Genomic DNA, 18,288 nt, shown 5'->3' with positions numbered 1-18,288 from the left:
ATTCAGGAAACCTGGCTGCGTCGCGAGACAGGCATGAGCTTGGCAACGGGTTCGGACGTAGCACGCCGCTCCTCGCCCTCGAGCCCAAAACGGGCGTTATACGTTGCAATCACCTCGGCGGCCACGGACACGGCAATCTCCATCGGCAGCTTGCCTTTCACTTCCGCCAGACCCATGGGGCAACGCATCCGCTGCACCAGTGCCGGGTCGAAGCCGCGGTCGCGCAAGCGGTGTTCGAATTTTGCCCGCTTGGTCCGGGAGCCGATCAGGCCGAACCAGGCGAAGTCGCCGCGCGTGAGGATGGCGGCGGTCAGTTCCAGGTCCAGTTGATGATTGTGGGTCATGACGATGCAATAGCTGCCAGCGGGCAGGTTACCCACTTCGTCGACCACTTCTTCGCTGACGATCCGAGTGACGCCATCGGGCATGTGTGGCGGGAATTCGGCCTCCCGCGAATCGATCCAGCGAACCCGGCAGGGCAGGCTGGCGAGCAGCGGCACCAGCGCGCGGCCTACATGCCCGGCGCCGAACACGGCAATCTGCGCCTGAGGGCGGCCCATCGGTTCGAACAGCAATACGTTCACGCCGCCGCAGCACTGGCCGAGACTGGCGCCGAGGCTGAACCGCTCCAGACGCGTCTGCTGGCTGCCGCTGGCGAGAAGCTCGCGGGCGATTTCCATGGCTTTGTATTCCAGATGGCCGCCGCCGATGGTGTCGAAAATCCGCTCGGCGCTGACCACCATCTTCGAGCCGGCATTGCGCGGCGTCGAGCCGCGCTCCTCGATGATCGTCACCAGCACGCACGGCGTGCCCTGGGTTTGCAACTCGGCGAGGGCGCTGATCCAGTTGTTCATGGGTTTCTCCTGATCGCGTCAGACGATCAAATCTTCTTTGTCCATCCCGGCCCATTCGTGAGCAAGCTCACTCCCACAGGGAGCGCATTCCTCCAGCTGAAATGCGATGGGTCGTGTTGCATCGTTCCCGGTGGGAGCGAGCTTGCTCGCGAAGGCGTCAGCTCGAACGCCACTGATCAAATCGGTGAAACCGTCAGTTCATGGGCCACGCCTTGTGTTTCCGGCGTTGCGGCCTTGAGCTTGCGCATCTGTTCGCAGCCCCACAGCACCCGTTCCGGCGTCGCGGGCGCGTCGATCTTCGGCTGATGCCTGTAATCGCCCAGACTCGCCACCGCATCCTTGATCGCGCACCACGCGGCGATGCCGAGCATGAATGGCGGTTCGCCGACGGCTTTGGAGTGGAACACCGTGTCTTCCGGGTTCTTGCGGTTTTCCACCAGCTTCACCCGTAAATCCGCCGGCATGTCCGCCACCGCGGGGATCTTGTAGCCGGCCGGGCCGTTGGTCATCAGCTTGCCTTTGGCGTTCCACACCAGTTCTTCGGTGGTCAGCCAGCCCATGCCTTGAATGTAGCCGCCTTCGACCTGACCGATGTCGATGGCCGGGTTCAGCGAGGCGCCGACGTCGTGAAGGATGTCGGTGCGCAACATCTTGTACTCACCGGTCAGCGTGTCGACGATCACCTCGGTGCACGCGGCACCGAAGGCGAAGTAATAGAAGGGCCGGCCGCGCGCCTGGCTGCGGTCATAGAAGATTTTTGGTGTCTTGTAATAGCCGGTGCTGGACAACGACACCTGGCCCATCCAGGCCTGTTGCGCGAGGGTGTCGAAACTGATGACCTGTTCGCCCACCCGCACATGGCCGTTGCGAAATTCGACCTGCGCTGCGTCGCAAGCGTAATGCTTCGCCGCGAATTCGATCAGGCGCTGTTTGAGCGTTTCAGCGGCGTTCTGCGCAGCCTTGCCGTTCAGGTCCGCACCGCTGGAGGCGGCCGTCGGCGACGTGTTCGGCACCTTGTCGGTGTTAGTGGCGGTGATCTGCACGCGGTCGATGTCGACCTGGAACACTTCGGCCACCACTTGAGCGACTTTGGTGTTCAATCCCTGGCCCATTTCCGTGCCGCCGTGGTTCAGGTGAATGCTGCCATCGGTGTAAATGTGGATCAGCGCGCCCGCTTGGTTGAGGAAGCTGGCCGTGAAGGAAATCCCGAATTTCACCGGCGTCAGCGCCAGACCCTTCTTCAGGATCGGGCTGTTGGCGTTGTAGGCCATGACGGCCTTGCGACGCTCGGCGTACTGGCTGCTTTCTTCGAGTTCGGCGGTCATCTCTTCGAGCATGTTGTGCTCGACGGTCTGGTAGTAGTGGGTGACGTTGCGCTCGGTCTTGCCGTAATAATTGGCCTTGCGCACGGCCAGCGGATCCTTGCCCAGATGCCGGGCGATCGCATCCATCACTTCCTCGATCGCGACCATGCCCTGCGGGCCGCCAAAGCCCCGATAGGCCGTGTTCGACGCCGTGTTGGTCTTGCAGCGATGACCGTTGATCGTCGCGTCGCCCAAGTAGTAAGCATTGTCGGCGTGGAACATGGCGCGATCGACGATAGAGGCTGAAAGGTCGGGGGAATAGCCGCAGTTGCCGGCCAGTTCCAGCTGAATGCCCTGCAGCCGGCCGTCATTGTCGAAGCCGACGTCGTACTCGACATAAAACGGATGGCGCTTGCCGGTCATGATCATGTCTTCCATGCGCGCCAGGCGCATTTTGGTCGGCTGGCCGGTCAGCCGCGCGACCACCGCACACAGGCAGGCCGGGCTCGCGGCCTGGGTTTCCTTGCCGCCGAATCCGCCGCCCATGCGCCGCATGTCCACCACGACCTTGTTCATCGACACGTCGAGCACCTCGGCGACGAGCTTTTGCACTTCGGTCGGGTTCTGCGTGGAGCAGTAGACGATCATTCCGCCGTCCTCGGTGGGCATCACCGAGGAGATCTGCGTTTCCAGATAGAAATGTTCCTGGCCGCCGATGTGCAAGGTGCCCTGAATGCGGTTCGGTGCAGTCTCCAGCGCTACGGCCGAATCGCCGCGCTGGTGAGTGTGGCTGTCGAGCACGAAATGCCGGTCGCGGTAGGCCTGGACGACATCCAGCACCGGCTCGAGGTCTTCGTACTCGATGATCGCTGCCATCGCTGCCTTGCGCGCGGTCTCCAGATCGCGGGCGGCGACGGCGATCACGGGCTGGCCGACGAACTCGACCTTGTCGATGGCCAGCAGCGGATCGCCGGGCAGCAGCGGGCCGATGTCTTTGAGGCCCGGAATGTCTTCATGGGTAATCGCGATGCGTACGCCTTCAAAGTCGTAGCAGGGCGAGACATCGACGCTGACGATGCGGGCGTGGGCGCGATCGGAGAGGCGCGCGTATACGTGCAACTGATTGGGGAATTCCAGGCGGTCATCGATGTAAACCGCTTCGCCGGACACATGTTTGTCGGCGCTGTCATGCTTGACGCTGCGGCCGACGCCAGTGGTCAGGTCCTGCTGGAACAGGGCGACCAGTTCTTCCTGGGTTTTGGCTGGATGGTGGTTAGACATGTGCAGTCACCCGCGTCTGGATGTGTGGCGTTTGCAGCTCGATGAAGTATTTGCGCAGCAGGTTCTGCGCGCTCAGCAAGCGGTATTCCTTGCTGGCACGGAAATCCGTCAGCGGCGTGAAATCCTGTTCCAGCGCATGACAGGCTCGTTCGATCGTGGCCGATGTCCAGGGCTGTCCGATCAGGGCCTGTTCGCAGTGGGCAGCGCGTTTGGGGATCGCCGCCATGCCGCCGAAGGCCGCACGGGCATCGACGATCGCGCCGTTCTCGACCTGTAGACGGAAGGCCGCGCAGACGGCGGAGATGTCATCGTCCAGCCGCTTGGAAACCTTGTAGGCACGAAACGCCTGCCTTGCGCTGGCCCTGGGTACGATGATCTTCTCGATGAATTCGCTTTCCTGGCGCGCAGTCACGCGGTAATCGATGAAGTAATCCTCCAGCGCCAGCGTACGAGTCGTCTCGCCTTTGCGCAGGACGATGTTGGCGCCCAGCGCGATCAGCAGGGGAGGCGAGTCCCCGATGGGCGACGCGTTGCCGATGTTACCGCCCAGCGTGCCCTGATTGCGGATCTGCAGCGACGCGAAACGGTGCAGCAGTCCGCCGAAATCCGGGTACTCGCTGCTCAACGCTTCGTAGCAGTCGGTCAGCGCAGTGGCAGCGCCGATCTCGATACGGTCCTCGAAGTGCTCGATCTTCTTCATGTCGGCCACGTTGCCCACGTAGATCATGACCGGCAGCGTGCGATGAAACTGGGTGACTTCAAGCGCTAGATCGGTGCCGCCCGCCAGTAGCCTGGCCTGCGGGTAGGCGTCGTAAAGATCGGCCAGGTCGGCGACGGTCAGCGGCACCAGGCAGCGCTTGTCGCCGCTGTTCAGCTCGGCCGTCTGCTGCGGTCTGATGGCCTTGAGGCGGGCGATGGTCTGCGCCTGGCGGGCGTCGAACTGGTCGGGCTGACGCTGTCCGCCACAGGCCTGCCCGGCGGCGGCGAGAATAGGGCGATAACCGGTGCAACGGCACAGATTGCCGGCCAGCGCTTCATGGGCCTGAGCCTGCTTTTCCTGGTCGGAGTCCGCTTGCAAGCTGTTCTTCTGCAGCGCGAACAGCGACATCACGAAGCCCGGTGTGCAGAACCCGCATTGCGATCCGTGGCAGTCGACCATGGCCTGCTGCACGCTGTGCAACTGACCCTGGTGCTTGAGATCTTCGACACTGATCAGCTGCTTGCCGTGCAACGCGGCAACGAACGTCAGGCACGAATTGAGACTGCGATAACTCAGGTGATCCTGGCCCTGCTCATCGGTCGACAGCTCGCCCACCACTACGGTGCACGCGCCACAGTCGCCGCTGGCGCAGCCCTCTTTGGTGCCGGACTTGTGCACGTGCTCACGCAAATAGTTGAGCACCGTCAGGTTCGGGTCCAGAGCATGCTCGGTTTTTAGCTCTTGGTTCAGTAGAAACTGGATCACCGGTTGTGCCTCATTTTCTTGTAATAGAAAGTTTGTAATCGAACATGTCGATGAATCTATCAGTTCTGACTATCGGGTCAATAATTTTCTGACCTTTAAGTCAGGAAATGTGGATTTCCGTCGACTTGCCGATTAACGGCAGGTTGGCTGTGCAATGAAAGGGTGGGACCACGCTCAAACTTTTGCTTATTTCGTGCCAGTTTCCACACATATGGCCCTGCGCCACAGGTGTGCAGTGCGATACACTGCGCCGCTTGTGTGCAGCTATTGGATTTAAAGGAAAGAAATGACGTTCAAGGCACCGGACAGCCTCGCTGAGCAGATCGCTCATCACCTCGCGGAGCGGATCATTCGCGGCGAGCTCAAGCCAGGAGAGCGGATTCAGGAGCAGAAGGTCACTGCGGCACTCAACGTGAGTCGGGGATCGGTGCGCGAGGCGCTGTTGGTTCTCGAGCGACGCCACCTGATCGTCATCCTGCCGCGTCGCGGCGCTCAAGTGTCGGTCCTGACCCCGCACAACATCACCAGCCTCTGCGCGCTGATGAGTGAGCTGTACATTCTGCTCGGCCTGGCCGTGGCCAGAAGCTGGCAAGAACAGACCGATCTGGCGCCCTTCCTGCAAATCCAGCAACGTCTGATCGCCAGCTGCGAGCGCAAGGATGTGAAGGGGTTCGTCGAAGACAGTTTCAACGTCATGCGCGCCGCCTATCCGTTCGCCGACAATCCGTACCTGGAAGAAACCGTCGAGAACCTGCAGCCTTCCATGAGCCGTTTCTACTACCTGGCGCTGGAGCAACGCAAAGCCGAGATGAGCGAATACCTGACGCTGTTCGGCCAATTGCTCGAAGCGGTGATCGCCCGTGACCTGTCGCGCATCCGCGAGGTGCTGACCTGTTACGCCGAGCGCAGCTGCCAGTCGGTCCTGTCTGCCCTGGCGGCCAGCTGATCCATGCGCCTTAAATGCATCAGGCTGGCCGGGTTCAAGTCGTTCGTCGATCCGACGACCGTGAACTTCCCCAGCAACATGGCGGCCGTGGTCGGCCCCAATGGATGCGGCAAATCCAACATCATCGACGCGGTGCGCTGGGTCATGGGCGAAAGCTCGGCGAAAAACCTGCGCGGCGAGTCGATGACCGATGTCATTTTCAATGGCTCCACCAGCCGTAAACCGGTCAGTCAGGCGAGCATCGAGCTGGTCTTCGACAACTCGGACAACACACTGGTGGGCGAATACGCCGCCTACGCGGAGATCTCCATTCGCCGCAAGGTCACCCGCGACAGCCAGAACAGCTATTACCTGAACGGCACCAAGTGCCGTCGTCGCGACATCACCGACATTTTCCTCGGCACCGGCCTGGGCCCGCGCAGCTATTCGATCATCGAACAGGGCATGATTTCCAAGCTGATCGAAGCCAAGCCTGAGGATCTGCGCAACTTCATCGAAGAAGCCGCCGGTATTTCCAAGTACAAGGAGCGCCGCCGGGAAACCGAAAACCGCATCCGCCGTACCCACGAAAACCTGGCGCGCCTGACTGACCTGCGCGAAGAGCTCGAGCGCCAGCTCGAGCGTCTGCACCGTCAGGCCCAGGCCGCCGAGAAGTATCAGGAATATAAAGCCGAGGAGCGCCAGCTCAAGGCGCAGTTGTCAGCCTTGCGCTGGCAGGCGCTGAACGATCAGGTCGCGCAGCGTGAGGCGATCATCGGCACTCAGGAAGTCAGTTTCGAGGCGCTGGTGGCCGATCAGCGCAGCGCCGATGCGTCCATCGAACGCCTGCGCGACGGCCATCACGATCTTTCCGAACGCTTCAATCAGGTGCAGGGCCGCTTTTATTCGGTCGGCGGCGATATTGCCCGTGTCGAGCAAAGCATTCAGCACGGCCAGCAGCGGCTGCGTCAGTTGCAGGACGATCTGCGCGAAGCCGAGCGCGCCCGGCAGGAAACCGAATCCCATCTGGGCCACGACCGCACGCTGCTGGCGACGCTGGGCGAAGAGCTGGAAATGCTTGAGCCCGAGCAGGAAATGACCCTCGCCGCCGCCGAGGAATCCGCCGCCGCCTTGGAAGAGGCGGAAAGTGCGATGCACGGCTGGCAGGAGAAATGGGACGCCTTCAACCTGACGTCTGCCGAACCGCGACGCCAGGCTGAGGTTCAGCAATCGCGCATCCAGCAGCTGGAAACCAGTATGGAGCGCCTGGCCGAACGTCAGCGCAGGTTGGGCGAAGAGCGCCAGTTGCTCGCCGCCGACCCGGAAGATGCGGCGATTCTGGCACTTAGCGAAGACCTTGCAGCGCGGGAAATGGCGTTCGAAGACCTGACCGCCGAAGAAGAGCAGCTGGTCGAGCGCCTTGAGCAATTGCGCCTTGAACTGCAGCAGACGACCCAGTCGCAACAGCAGGCGCAGGGCGATCTGCAGCGGCTGAACGGGCGCATCGCTTCGCTGGAAGCGTTGCAGCAAGCGGCGCTGGATCCCGGCACCGGCACCGCCGAATGGTTGCGCGAGCATCTGTTGAGCGAGCGTCCGCGTCTGGCTGAAGGCTTGCGCGTCGAGTCGGGCTGGGAGCTGGCCGTCGAAACCGTGCTGGGCGCCGATCTGCATGCGGTGCTGGTCGACGATTTCTCGGGTCTGGATCTGGCTGGTTTCAGTCAGGGTGATCTGCGTCTGGTCAGCCCCGCAGCCGACAAGACCCGCATTCCGGGCAGTCTGCTCGACAAAGTCGAAACCGGCGTCGACCTGAGCCACTGGCTCGGTCAGGTCAAGCCGGTCGAAACCCTCGACGATGCCCTGGCACTGCGTTCGCAGTTGAGCGCCGGGCAGAGCCTGATCAGTCGCGACGGCTACTGGGTCGGCCGTGACTTCCTGCGGGTGCGTCGCGCCAGCGAGGCCGAAAGCGGCGTCCTGGCCCGCGGCCAGGAGTTGCAGCGTCTGGAGGCCGAACGCGAAGAGCGTGAGGCCACATTGGCTGCGCTGGAAGAGCTGTTGCTCACCCAGCGCGAGCAGCAGCGCGTGCAGGAAGACGGTCGTGAGCAACTGCGCCGACGCCTGCAGGACGAAGCCCGTCAGCAGAGTGAGCTCAAGGCTCAGCTGTCGGCAGCCAAAGCCAAGGTCGAGCAATTGACCCTGCGCCGCACGCGGCTGGATGAAGAATTGACCGAGCTCGGCGAGCAGCGCGCCATCGAACAGGAAAGCCTGGGCGAATCGCGCCTGCAATTGCAGGACGCGCTTGACAGCATGGCGCTGGACACCGAGCAGCGCGAACTGCTGCTGGCCCAACGTGACAGCCTGCGTGAACGGCTCGATCGGGTGCGTCAGGAAGCGCGGCAGCACAAGGATCACGGCAACCAGTTGGCCGTCAGGCTGAGCTCGTTGCGCGCTCAGCACGACTCGACGCGTCAGGCCCTGGAGCGTCTGGAGATGCAGTCCGAGCGCCTGACCGAGAAGCGTGAGCAGTTGAATCTGGGCCTGGAAGAGGGCGAGGCGCCACTCGAAGAGCTGCGCCTGAAACTCGAAGAGTTGCTGGAACGGCGCATGGTCGTCGACGACGAAATGCGCACCGCGAAAAACGCTCTGGAAGACGCCGACCGCGACCTGCGTGAAGCCGAGAAACGTCGTACCCAGGCCGAGCAGCAATCGCAGTTGCTGCGTGGGCAACTGGAGCAGCAGCGGCTGGAATGGCAGTCACTCACGGTGCGACGCAAGACGCTCCAGGAGCAATTGCACGAAGACGGCTACGATCTGAATGGCGTGCTGGCGACCTTGACGCCGGAGGCCAACGAGAAGGAAGCCGAAGAGGAACTGGAGCGCATCGCCGCGCGGATTCAGCGTCTGGGCGCCATCAACCTGGCCGCCATCGATGAATACCAGCAGCAGTCCGAGCGCAAGCGTTACCTCGACGCTCAGGATGCCGACCTGGTCGAAGCGCTGGACACGCTGGAAAACGTCATTCGCAAGATCGACAAAGAAACGCGCAATCGCTTTAAAGAGACCTTTGATCAGATAAACAGCGGAATTCAGGCACTTTTTCCAAAAGTTTTCGGTGGTGGCAGCGCTTACTTGGAACTGACGGGCGAAGATTTACTCGATACAGGGGTGACGATCATGGCGCGTCCCCCGGGCAAGAAGAACAGCACGATCCATCTGCTGTCCGGTGGCGAAAAAGCCCTGACCGCGCTGGCGCTTGTTTTTGCCATTTTCAAACTCAACCCGGCACCGTTCTGCATGCTCGACGAGGTCGACGCACCGCTGGACGACGCCAACGTGGGCCGCTATGCCCGACTGGTCAAGGAGATGTCGCAAACGGTGCAGTTCATCTACATCACCCACAACAAGATCGCCATGGAAATGGCCGATCAACTGATGGGCGTGACCATGCATGAGCCCGGGTGTTCGCGCCTCGTGGCGGTGGACGTAGAGGAGGCCATGGCGCTGGTGGATGCGTAACGGGCTGCGGCGCAGCCGAACGGATTGATGAGGGAAAAGTGGCGCTCGATGGCTCAGTACAGGATCAACCGCCGCAGAGGTACAGATCCTCGCGGCATGCCAGATGTAACAGACGGTGTAAAGTTACCTTTGGTCGTGCTAGCTTAATGTCCACTTTTTCATTTCGCGTGGGTAAAAGGCCATTCAGAACATAGAGTTGGCTCCACGTTTTAAAGGGGTTTACGCCCTTACTTTTCAGAATTTTCATTAGAGGCACGGGATTACATGGAAATCGGTCTGCGAGAGTGGCTGATCGTCATCGGCATAATTGTCATTGCCGGTATTCTTTTTGACGGCTGGCGCCGGATGCGCGGCGGCAAAGGCAAACTGAAATTCAGGCTGGACCGCAGTTTTTCTAACCTGCCGGACGACGACGAAGGCTCGTCCGCCGAGGTGCTGGGCCCTGCGCGTGTTCTGGAAACCCATAAAGAGCCGCAACTGGACGAGCAGGATCTGCCGGCCATGAGCGCGGCTCGCGAGCGGCCTGAGCGGGCGGAGCGCCCTGAGCGCGAAAGCAAGCGCGGCAAGCGCAAGGACGAACCGCAGCAAGGCGACTTGAACCTGGACCTCGACGGCCCGAACCTGTTCTCGGCCCGTGACGATGACTTCCCGGACGACAAGCCGACCCAGCGTATTACCGAAGACAAGGACCTGGCGCCGGTGGAAGAGGTGCTGGTGATCAGCGTCATTTCCCGCGACGAAAGCGGTTTCAAAGGGCCTGCTTTGTTACAGAATATTCTGGAAAGCGGCCTGCGCTTCGGTGAAATGGACATTTTCCATCGCCACGAAAGCATGGCAGGCAACGGCGAAGTGCTGTTCTCCATGGCCAACGCGGTCAAGCCGGGCGTGTTCGATCTGGACGATATCGACCATTTCAGCACCCGTGCGGTGAGCTTCTTCCTCGGCTTGCCGGGTCCGCGCCATCCCAAGCAGGCGTTTGATGTGATGGTGGCCGCGGCGCGTAAACTGGCTCATGAACTCAACGGCGAGCTCAAGGATGATCAGCGCAGCGTCATGACCGCGCAGACCATCGAGCATTACCGCCAGCGCATCGTCGAGTTCGAACGCCGCGCACTGACTCAGCGTCGTTGATTGAGCGACGCAACCCTGTAGGAGCGTGGCTTGTCCCGCGATCTGTCGCGAAGCGGCAGCAAATCCCGCAAACGCGTTCGTCCAGAAATACCGCGTTCGCCGAGATTGCGGCGGGTTCCCCGTCGATCGCGGGACAAGCCACGCTCCTACAGGTTTAGCACGACCACGAATGAGCAGCCCCGGCTGCTCTTTTGCTTTTTCGAGTACACATTTATGAAAGCTGCCGAAACCCGAATCCTGGAACTGCGCGCAGAGCTGGACCTGCACAACTATCGGTATCACGTCCTCGACGAGCCGAGCATTCCGGACGTCGAGTACGATCGCCTGTTCCACGAATTGAAAGCCCTCGAAGCGGAAAACCCGCATCTGGTCACGCCCGATTCGCCGACCCAGCGTGTCGGCAGCGCGGCGCTGTCGGCGTTCACCCAGGTCAGGCATGAAATCCCCATGCTCAGCCTGGGCAACGCCTTCGAAGAGACCGACATGCGCGAGTTCGATCGACGGGTCAACGAAGGCCTCGATCTGCCCACCGGTGATCTATTCGGCAGCGCCGCCAAGGTCGAGTACAGCTGCGAGCCCAAGCTCGACGGTCTGGCGGTCAGCCTGCTGTATCAGAACGGTGCTCTGGTGCGCGGCGCCACTCGCGGCGATGGCACCACGGGCGAGGACATCAGCGTCAACGTGCGCACAGTGCGCAATATCCCGCTCAAGCTGCACGGCAAAGGCTGGCCGGAAACCCTCGAAGTGCGCGGCGAGGTGTTCATGTCCAAGGCCGGGTTCGAGCGTCTCAACGCCAGTCAACTGGAGATTGGCGGCAAGACCTTCGCCAACCCGCGCAACGCCGCGGCGGGCAGCTTGCGCCAGCTGGACTCGAAGATCACCGCCAATCGCCCGCTGGAATTCTGCTGTTACGGCATCGGTCAGGTGTCCCACGACATTGCCGACACCCACATCGGCAATCTCAAGCAACTCAAAGAGTGGGGCATGCCGATCAGCCGAGAGCTGAAGGTGGCCGAGGGCATCGAAGATTGCCTCAAGTATTACCACGATATCGGCGAGCGTCGGCTGTCCCTGCCGTATGAGATCGACGGCGTGGTGTTCAAGGTCAACAGCATTGCTTCCCAGCGCGAACTGGGATTTCGCGCACGTGAGCCTCGCTGGGCCATTGCACATAAATTCCCGGCCATGGAAGAACTCACCGAACTGCTCGACGTGGAATTCCAGGTCGGCCGTACTGGCGCCGTGACGCCGGTCGCGCGCCTCAAACCGGTCAAGGTGGCCGGCGTCACCGTGGCCAACGCCACGCTGCACAACATGGACGAAGTCGCGCGCCTGGGCCTGATGATCGGTGACACCGTCATTATTCGTCGTGCAGGCGACGTGATCCCGCAGGTGGTGCAGGTCGTGCTGGAGCGGCGCCCCGACAACGCCCGCAAAGTCGAGATTCCGCAGACATGCCCGGTGTGTGGCTCGCAGGTCGAGCGCACGCAGCTGATCAAGCGCAGCAAGGGCAAGGAAACGGTCAGCGAAGGCGCGGTTTACCGCTGCGTCGGTCGCCTGGCCTGCGGTGCGCAGCTCAAACAGGCGATCATCCATTACGTGTCCCGACGCGCGATGGACATCGAAGGCCTGGGCGACAAGACCATCGAGCAGTTGGTGGACGAAAAGCTGATTGGCTCGCCCGCTGACCTGTACAAGCTGGAATACGAGCAAATCATCGATCTGGAAGGCTTCGCCGAAATCTCCAGCAAGAAACTGCTCAAGGCCATCGACGACAGCAAGCAGCCGACGCTGGCGCGTTTCATCTATGCGCTGGGGATTCCCGATGTCGGCGAGGAAACCGCGAAAGTACTCGCCCGCTCGCTGGGTTCGCTGGAGCGGGTGAAGGCCGCGCTGCCTGAAGTGCTGACGTACCTGCCAGACATCGGCCTGGAAGTGGCACACGAGATTCACAGCTTCTTCGAGGACGAACACAACCAGAACGTCATCGGCGCATTGCTTGGCGAATGCAACATGGTGTTGCAGGACACCGGCGATCTGGGCGCTGAGTTTGCGGCCAGCGCCACCTTGGGCGGCATGCTCGACAAACTCAACATTCCATCGGTCGGCCCCGGCGCCGCGCAAAAACTGGCGGACAAATTCACCACGCTGGGAGGTGTGGTCAAGGCTGACTGGCTGGACATGCGCCAGACCCTGCCCGAGAAGCAGGCGCAATCGGTCAGAGCCTTCTTTGATATCAAGGCAAACGCCGACCGCGCGATCGCCATCGAGCAACAGCTCAAAGATTTCGGCATGCACTGGCAGAGCGAAAAGAAAGTCGTCGAAGGTTTGCCGCTGGCAGGGCAGACCTGGGTGCTGACCGGCTCGCTGGAGCTGATGAGTCGCGACGTCGCCAAGGACAAGCTCGAAAGCCTCGGCGCCAAAGTGTCCGGTTCTGTCTCGGCCAAGACCCACACCGTGGTCGCCGGGCCGGGCGCCGGCTCGAAGCTGACCAAGGCCAACGAACTGGGGCTCAAGGTGCTGGACGAAGAGGCGTTTGTTGCGTTTCTCAAAAAGCACAACGTTGCGATGGAATGAGCCGTTTATTGTGTGGCGCGTAAGCACAGCGCTAATGCCGACCTCCCCCCAGTAGGACCGGCTTCAGCCGGGAAGGCGCTTTAACTGGGGGAACGCCTTTCCGAGGCACCCACTGCCCATGCCCCTCGCGGACAAAATCCACGGAACCGCCGCAACCCCCGATGATCTAGTGCTTGCAGCCCACTCAGGAGATGGCCATGTTCCAGTTCTTCGAACAACTCAGCACCCGGATCGCGGCGCCATTTGCCGGTGAAAGCAAGCGCAACAACAAGGTCTGGCAGTGCCGTTGTGGGCAGTCGGTGTTCTTCCGTAACAGCCAGTGCCTGGCGTGTTCGGCAGCACTGGGATATCTGCCGGAGCAGGGCAGGATCGCGGCCCTGGAGCCCGGGCCCGACCTCACCACCTGGCGTTTGAGCGACGAGCCTCAGGCCGGGCTGTATCGCCGCTGCGCGAATCTGGACACCCCCGCTGCATGCAACTGGCTGTTTCCAGCGCTCAATGCCGGCGAATTCTGCGTGGCCTGTAGCCTCAACAAGACCATTCCCGACTTGTCCGTGCCGGAAAACCCGGAGCGCTGGCGCAAGATCGAGACCGCCAAGCGGCGCCTGGTGGCGCAACTGATCACGCTGGGACTGCAGGTCATCCCCAAGAGCGTGGACGAGCAGCGCGGTCTGGCGTTCGCATTTCTCGGCGTCGACCTGGAAGGTAATCTGCCGACCACAGGGCACGCCAACGGCCTGATCACCCTCAACGTTGAAGAAGCCGACGACGCTATTCGTGAGAAAGTTCGTGTTCAGATGCACGAACCTTACCGCACGCTCCTCGGGCATTTCCGCCACGAAGTCGGACACTACTACTGGGATCGCCTGATCGCTGACACCTATTGGCAGGACGGCTTCCGCAATCTGTTCGGCGACGACCGCGCCAGCTACGCCGATGCGCTGGATCATCACTATCAGCACGGCGCCCCGGCGGACTGGCAGCAGCACTACGTCAGCGCCTACGCCACCATGCATCCGTGGGAAGACTGGGCTGAAACCTGGGCGCATTACCTGCACATGATGGATGCCGTCGACACGGCGCTGAGCCTGGGCATGAGCGCCCGGGACATGGACCTCGATTACCAGCCGTTCGAACTGGAAACGCTTTATGACCCGCAGCATCCAGGCGGGCCCGCGTTCCTGGCGTTCGTCAACGCGTGGATCGAGCTTGCCGGCATGCTTAACGAGTTGTCGCGCGCCATGGGCCAGCCAGACTTTTATCCGTTTGTGCTGCCGCCCGCCGTGATCACCAAGCTGCATTTCATTCATCTGGTGATTCAAGGCGCAGGCGGCAAAGCGGACGAGGTGCTCCAGGTGCAATGAAGCACGCGGGTGCTCGATGCCCCGCAATGGCTGCAACTTTGCAGCGCCTGCTGTGTCAGCACCGCCGGTCTGCGAGCACCTGCAAGCGTCTGAATCTAGTGCTACTTTGCCTACAATATCGTTTTGATACTACTGGCGCTGAGCAGTTGAACAGGGATTTCAGATATGGCCAATAGTGCTCCGATGCCTCTTAACGAGGCGTCGCGGCTGTCCCGCATCACTCACATGGGGCTTCTCGACTCGACCGCCGACGATGTGCTGGATCATATCGTCGACATGGTCGCGCTGGTGTTTGAGGTGCCCATCGCGCTGGTGTCCATCGTCAGCGAACACCAACAATGGTTTCGCGCCGGCACCGGCCTCGAAGAGCGGGAAACCCCGCGCGAAATTTCCTTCTGTGCCTACTCCATTCTCGGACACGACGTGTTGCAGATTCCGGACGCAACCCTGGATTCGCGTTTTCGCGACAACCCCATGGTCACCGGTGAGCCGCACATCCGTTTTTACGCCGGCGTGCCACTGGTGACGGCCGACGGGCTTGCGCTGGGCACGCTGTGCATTATCGATAACCGACCCCGCGCCGCGCTTGGCCCGCGCGAGGTGAAGATGCTGGAAATGTACGGTCAGCTGGTCATGAAGCGGCTGAACAATCTGCGCAAGGCCAGCTATGTCGATCAGCCCACCGGCCTGTTCAACCGGCGGCGGCTTGAGGAGGACATCGTTGCGCTGGCCGATCGGCATGAACACGCGCTGGTTGCCCTCGATATGGTCGATCCGGCGTTTCTGGACAGCATCGTCAAGGCGCTGGGATACAGCTTCGCGCAGGAACTGGTGCGCGGCATGATCGACAGCTGTCGCCGGCTGTTGCCCGAAGACACGGCGCTGTACAAGGTCAGTCCGACGCGGATTGCCTTGATCACCCGTCATACCGGGCCGGAGCAGGCTGAACAATTGTTCCGGCATCTGCTCAAGCATTTTCGCGAACCCTTGATCTGCCGCAACATCCCTATCCAGATGGACGTGGGCATCGGTGTATTGCCGTTGGGGCTGGATCGCTGTGATGAAAAGGACTGGATTCGACTGGTGGTCAGCGCCGCCGATGAGGCGCGCGGCAAGGCGACCGGATGGCGCTGGTACGAGCCGCATCTGGATTTCGCCCAACAGCGCGCCTTTCTGCTGCTCGCCTCTCTGGCCGATGCGGTGCGCAGCCCGGATCAGTTGTCACTGGTGTTTCAGCCGCGTCTGGAGGTGTCGAGCGGGAGGGTCGTCACCGTCGAGGCGCTGCTGCGCTGGCAGCATCCCGTGCTGGGGCCGATCAGTCCGGCCGAGTTCATCCCGCTGGCGGAAAAGACTGCGCTGATCCGCTCGCTCAGCCTGTGGGTGCTGCGCCACGCTGTCGAACAGGCCGTGCGCTGGCAGGCGCAGGGTTATGCGTTCAAGGTGGCCATGAACGTGTCGGCCATCGATCTGGCGAATTCGCTGTTCAGCGATGCATTGTTTGAGCAGCTGGCCATCAGTGGGCTGGACCCCGGTCGCTTCGAACTTGAGTTCACCGAAAGCGCGTTGTGTGAGAATCCGGACCTCACGCGTCTGCAACTCGAGCGTCTGCGGGCGCTGGACATCGACATTGCCATCGATGATTTCGGCACCGGCTACAGCAATTGGAGCTACCTGCGGCAGATACCCGCGACCACCGTCAAACTCGACAAGTCGCTGGTCGATCACCTCGACGTCAATGAGAAGGATCGTCGTCTGGTCGAGGCCATCGTCGATCTGGCCCGGCGGCTGGGCTACCGAGTGGTGGCCGAAGGCGCAGAAACCGAGGCCGTTTACGAAATCCTCTGTCAGTTGGGTTGCCACGAAGTCCAGGGTTATCTCATCGCCCGGCCGATGACGGTTGGCGGACTGGAACACTGGATGAACGGCGAACGTACTCACAAAGTCAGGCAGTTGCGGGCGCTGGGAGGCTGACGGCCCTCAGCGCAGTTTCAACAGCATCAGCCTTTCGCGCCCCAGCGCGATGCCCGTCGGCGCAGGGACGTCCTGCCAGCCCGCGTTCAGATAGAGGCGGCGGGCGCCTTCATTGTCGGTTTCCACCGCCAACATCAGTTGCTCCACCTCCGGCCAGCCTTCGCGCACAACAGCCGGAAGCCTGGCCAGGCATTCGCGGCCGAGTCCCAACCCTTGATGCCGATGATCGATCATCAGCGCGTGAAGGGTTGCGGTATTGCCACTGGCCCAGGGCGGCAGCAGCGTCCTGCGTTTGAGTAGGAAAAATCCTCGAGGGATGTCATCCACCAGCAGCGCGTAACCCTGAATGTCGCACGCCGGCCGTGCCGTCAACGAATGCAGGCCGCCATGGATGTCGCCGACGTAACTCACTTGCTGCCTCGGCAGTTCGATTTCCAGCAACCGGGCGTGCTGCGATGCCGACAACGCCTGGTATTTCATCAACGTGCTGTGCATGAGGCGTCCGGGGCGGGCAGGGTTCAGGCAGAAGCTGCCACGCTGTATACGAAGGTGGAAAAATCAGGCACTGATTGTGCCGCATTTCTGCCTTGCGCCGCGCCTGCTGGCGTCATCGAAACGGGTTGGACCCGATAAAATTCTCAATCTGAAACAAGAGGTTGTAACTTCGCGCCAGACCGGTACAATGGCGCGGCTCGCCGACTGGCGAGTGTCGTTATGGTGACCCCATCGGTCCCCCCGCAACGATTACCCGTTAACCTGGTCAGGCCCGGAAGGGAGCAGCCACAGCGGGAACATTGTGTGCCGGGGTGTGGCTGGTGGGGTTGCCTCCATAACGAACCCCTCCTGCTTCAATCATCTTCGATCTTTACGTCACGCACGCCCCATGCGGCTTCTCGCGATCATTCGTCGTGTCCGACATTCAAGTGTCCTTTTCGGCCTCGACATGCGTCCTTCCCGCAGGCGTCAGGCAGGCGCCTAACACGCTGAGCAGCGCTTTGACTTTCGGCAGGCTTTGCCGGCTTTTCAGCCAGATGAGGTTGATCGGCAGGCTGTGCACCGCGAGTTCCGGAAGCACCTCGACCAGCGCGCCGCTCTGCAGGTGCTTGTCCACCAGCCACGTCGGCAACTGGGTGATGCCCAGGCCGGTCAGGGCGGCCATGAGTTGACCTTCGCCGTCGCCGATGGCAATTCGGCCGTGCATGACGTGGCGGTCGACGTTCCCTTGCTCGCCCGCCATCGACCACGCCGTGACGCTGCCATTCTCATGGCCGTAAAGCACGCAGGCGTGATCCGCCAGTTCGTGGGCCTGACGGGGCGTGCCATGCGCCGCGAGGTAGCCGGGCGATGCGCAAAATACCAGCCGCTGCGCGCCGAGAAACTTGTGCCCAAGCAACGCGGGCCAGGCGTCCGGCGCACCGATTCGGACGACGATGTCGATGCCCTGATCCACCAGATCGATGAAGCGGTCGGAAAAGGTGATGTGCGGCAACAGCAGTGGATGCTCGTGCAGGAAGTCGAGCATCAGCGGCAGCACGTGCAGGCGCCCGAACGAGGCGGGCAGGTCCAGACGGACCTTGCCGTGGGGCTCGGCATTTTCGGTTTTCAACACCTGTTCGGCCTCTTCCAGACAACCCAGCACTTCGGAGCAGGTCCTGTAGTACTGCGCCCCGGCGTCGGTCAGCGACAACCGTCGCGTGGTGCGGTTGAACAGGCGCGTGTCGAGCCGCTGTTCGAGTCGGGCGATGCTTTTGCTGATTGCCGAGTTGGTCAGCCCCAGGCGTTTGGCGGCGGCAGAAAAACTGCCCAGCATCGCGACGCTGACAAAGACGTCGATACCCTTGAGGCTGTCGGAAGCGTTCATCGTGACCTCATTGGTGACCAGGATTCATATCACTTCGTAGTG

General features: G+C 61.6%; 11 protein-coding genes and 1 other RNA gene. 7 read left to right on the top strand and 5 right to left on the bottom strand.

Annotation, left to right across the window (positions count from 1 at the left end):
• Window positions 1-2: 2 nt before the first annotated feature.
• The 3 genes from xdhC to xdhA all read right to left on the bottom strand — a co-directional run bounded on the left by xdhC (window position 3) and on the right by xdhA (window position 4,904).
• Window positions 3-854, bottom strand: a complete 852-nt coding sequence (gene xdhC / locus AAGQ88_RS18270) for a xanthine dehydrogenase accessory protein XdhC (RefSeq protein WP_342653181.1) — start codon at window positions 852-854, stop codon at window positions 3-5.
• A gap of 176 nt (window positions 855-1,030) precedes the next feature.
• Window positions 1,031-3,439, bottom strand: coding sequence for a xanthine dehydrogenase molybdopterin binding subunit (xdhB, locus tag AAGQ88_RS18265; RefSeq protein ID WP_342653180.1), 2,409 nt, complete (start codon window positions 3,437-3,439; stop codon window positions 1,031-1,033).
• Window positions 3,432-4,904 carry a xanthine dehydrogenase small subunit gene (gene xdhA / locus AAGQ88_RS18260; RefSeq protein WP_342653179.1) on the bottom strand — a complete coding sequence of 491 codons (1,473 nt, stop codon included), beginning with the start codon at window positions 4,902-4,904 and terminating at the stop codon, window positions 3,432-3,434. The genes xdhB and xdhA overlap by 8 nt, the downstream gene beginning before the upstream one ends.
• A gap of 286 nt (window positions 4,905-5,190) precedes the next feature.
• Here xdhA and AAGQ88_RS18255 point away from each other — a divergent pair, with 286 nt between their 5' ends.
• From AAGQ88_RS18255 to AAGQ88_RS18230, 6 genes are all read left to right on the top strand, one after another.
• Window positions 5,191-5,850, top strand: coding sequence for a GntR family transcriptional regulator (locus tag AAGQ88_RS18255; protein ID WP_093459498.1), 660 nt, complete (start codon window positions 5,191-5,193; stop codon window positions 5,848-5,850).
• Window positions 5,851-5,853: 3 nt separating this feature from the next.
• Complete coding sequence (gene smc / locus AAGQ88_RS18250; RefSeq protein ID WP_342653178.1) at window positions 5,854-9,342, top strand: chromosome segregation protein SMC; 3,489 nt, start codon at window positions 5,854-5,856, stop codon at window positions 9,340-9,342.
• Window positions 9,343-9,606: 264 nt separating this feature from the next.
• Window positions 9,607-10,473, top strand: coding sequence for a cell division protein ZipA (gene zipA / locus AAGQ88_RS18245; RefSeq protein WP_093459493.1), 867 nt, complete (start codon window positions 9,607-9,609; stop codon window positions 10,471-10,473).
• 213 nt (window positions 10,474-10,686) lie between these two features.
• Complete coding sequence (ligA, locus tag AAGQ88_RS18240; protein WP_342653177.1) at window positions 10,687-13,050, top strand: NAD-dependent DNA ligase LigA; 2,364 nt, start codon at window positions 10,687-10,689, stop codon at window positions 13,048-13,050.
• Between the two features lie 197 nt (window positions 13,051-13,247).
• The gene (locus AAGQ88_RS18235) at window positions 13,248-14,414 is read left to right on the top strand and encodes a putative zinc-binding peptidase (RefSeq protein WP_342653176.1); all 1,167 of its coding nucleotides are present in this window, start codon (window positions 13,248-13,250) and stop codon (window positions 14,412-14,414) included.
• 165 nt (window positions 14,415-14,579) lie between these two features.
• Window positions 14,580-16,385 (top strand): EAL domain-containing protein, encoded by a 1,806-nt coding sequence (locus tag AAGQ88_RS18230; protein ID WP_285425910.1) that lies wholly within the window; start codon window positions 14,580-14,582, stop codon window positions 16,383-16,385.
• A 6-nt stretch (window positions 16,386-16,391) separates the two neighbouring features.
• Here the strand turns inward: AAGQ88_RS18230 and AAGQ88_RS18225 are convergent, their stop codons facing one another.
• Window positions 16,392-16,880 carry a GNAT family N-acetyltransferase gene (locus AAGQ88_RS18225; protein ID WP_342653175.1) on the bottom strand — a complete coding sequence of 163 codons (489 nt, stop codon included), beginning with the start codon at window positions 16,878-16,880 and terminating at the stop codon, window positions 16,392-16,394.
• Window positions 16,881-17,109: 229 nt separating this feature from the next.
• Here AAGQ88_RS18225 and ffs point away from each other — a divergent pair.
• Window positions 17,110-17,206: signal recognition particle sRNA small type (gene ffs, locus AAGQ88_RS18220), an RNA gene on the top strand.
• A 98-nt stretch (window positions 17,207-17,304) separates the two neighbouring features.
• Here the strand turns inward: ffs and AAGQ88_RS18215 are convergent.
• Window positions 17,305-18,246 carry a LysR family transcriptional regulator gene (locus AAGQ88_RS18215; protein ID WP_342653174.1) on the bottom strand — a complete coding sequence of 314 codons (942 nt, stop codon included), beginning with the start codon at window positions 18,244-18,246 and terminating at the stop codon, window positions 17,305-17,307.
• Between the last annotated feature and the right edge of the window lie 42 nt (window positions 18,247-18,288).

Source organism: Pseudomonas sp. F3-2 (assembly GCF_038804275.1).
Taxonomy (GTDB): Bacteria; Pseudomonadota; Gammaproteobacteria; order Pseudomonadales; family Pseudomonadaceae; genus Aquipseudomonas.
The sequence above is the reverse complement of the archived record's forward strand: the minus strand, read 5'-3'. Positions and strand labels throughout refer to the sequence as shown.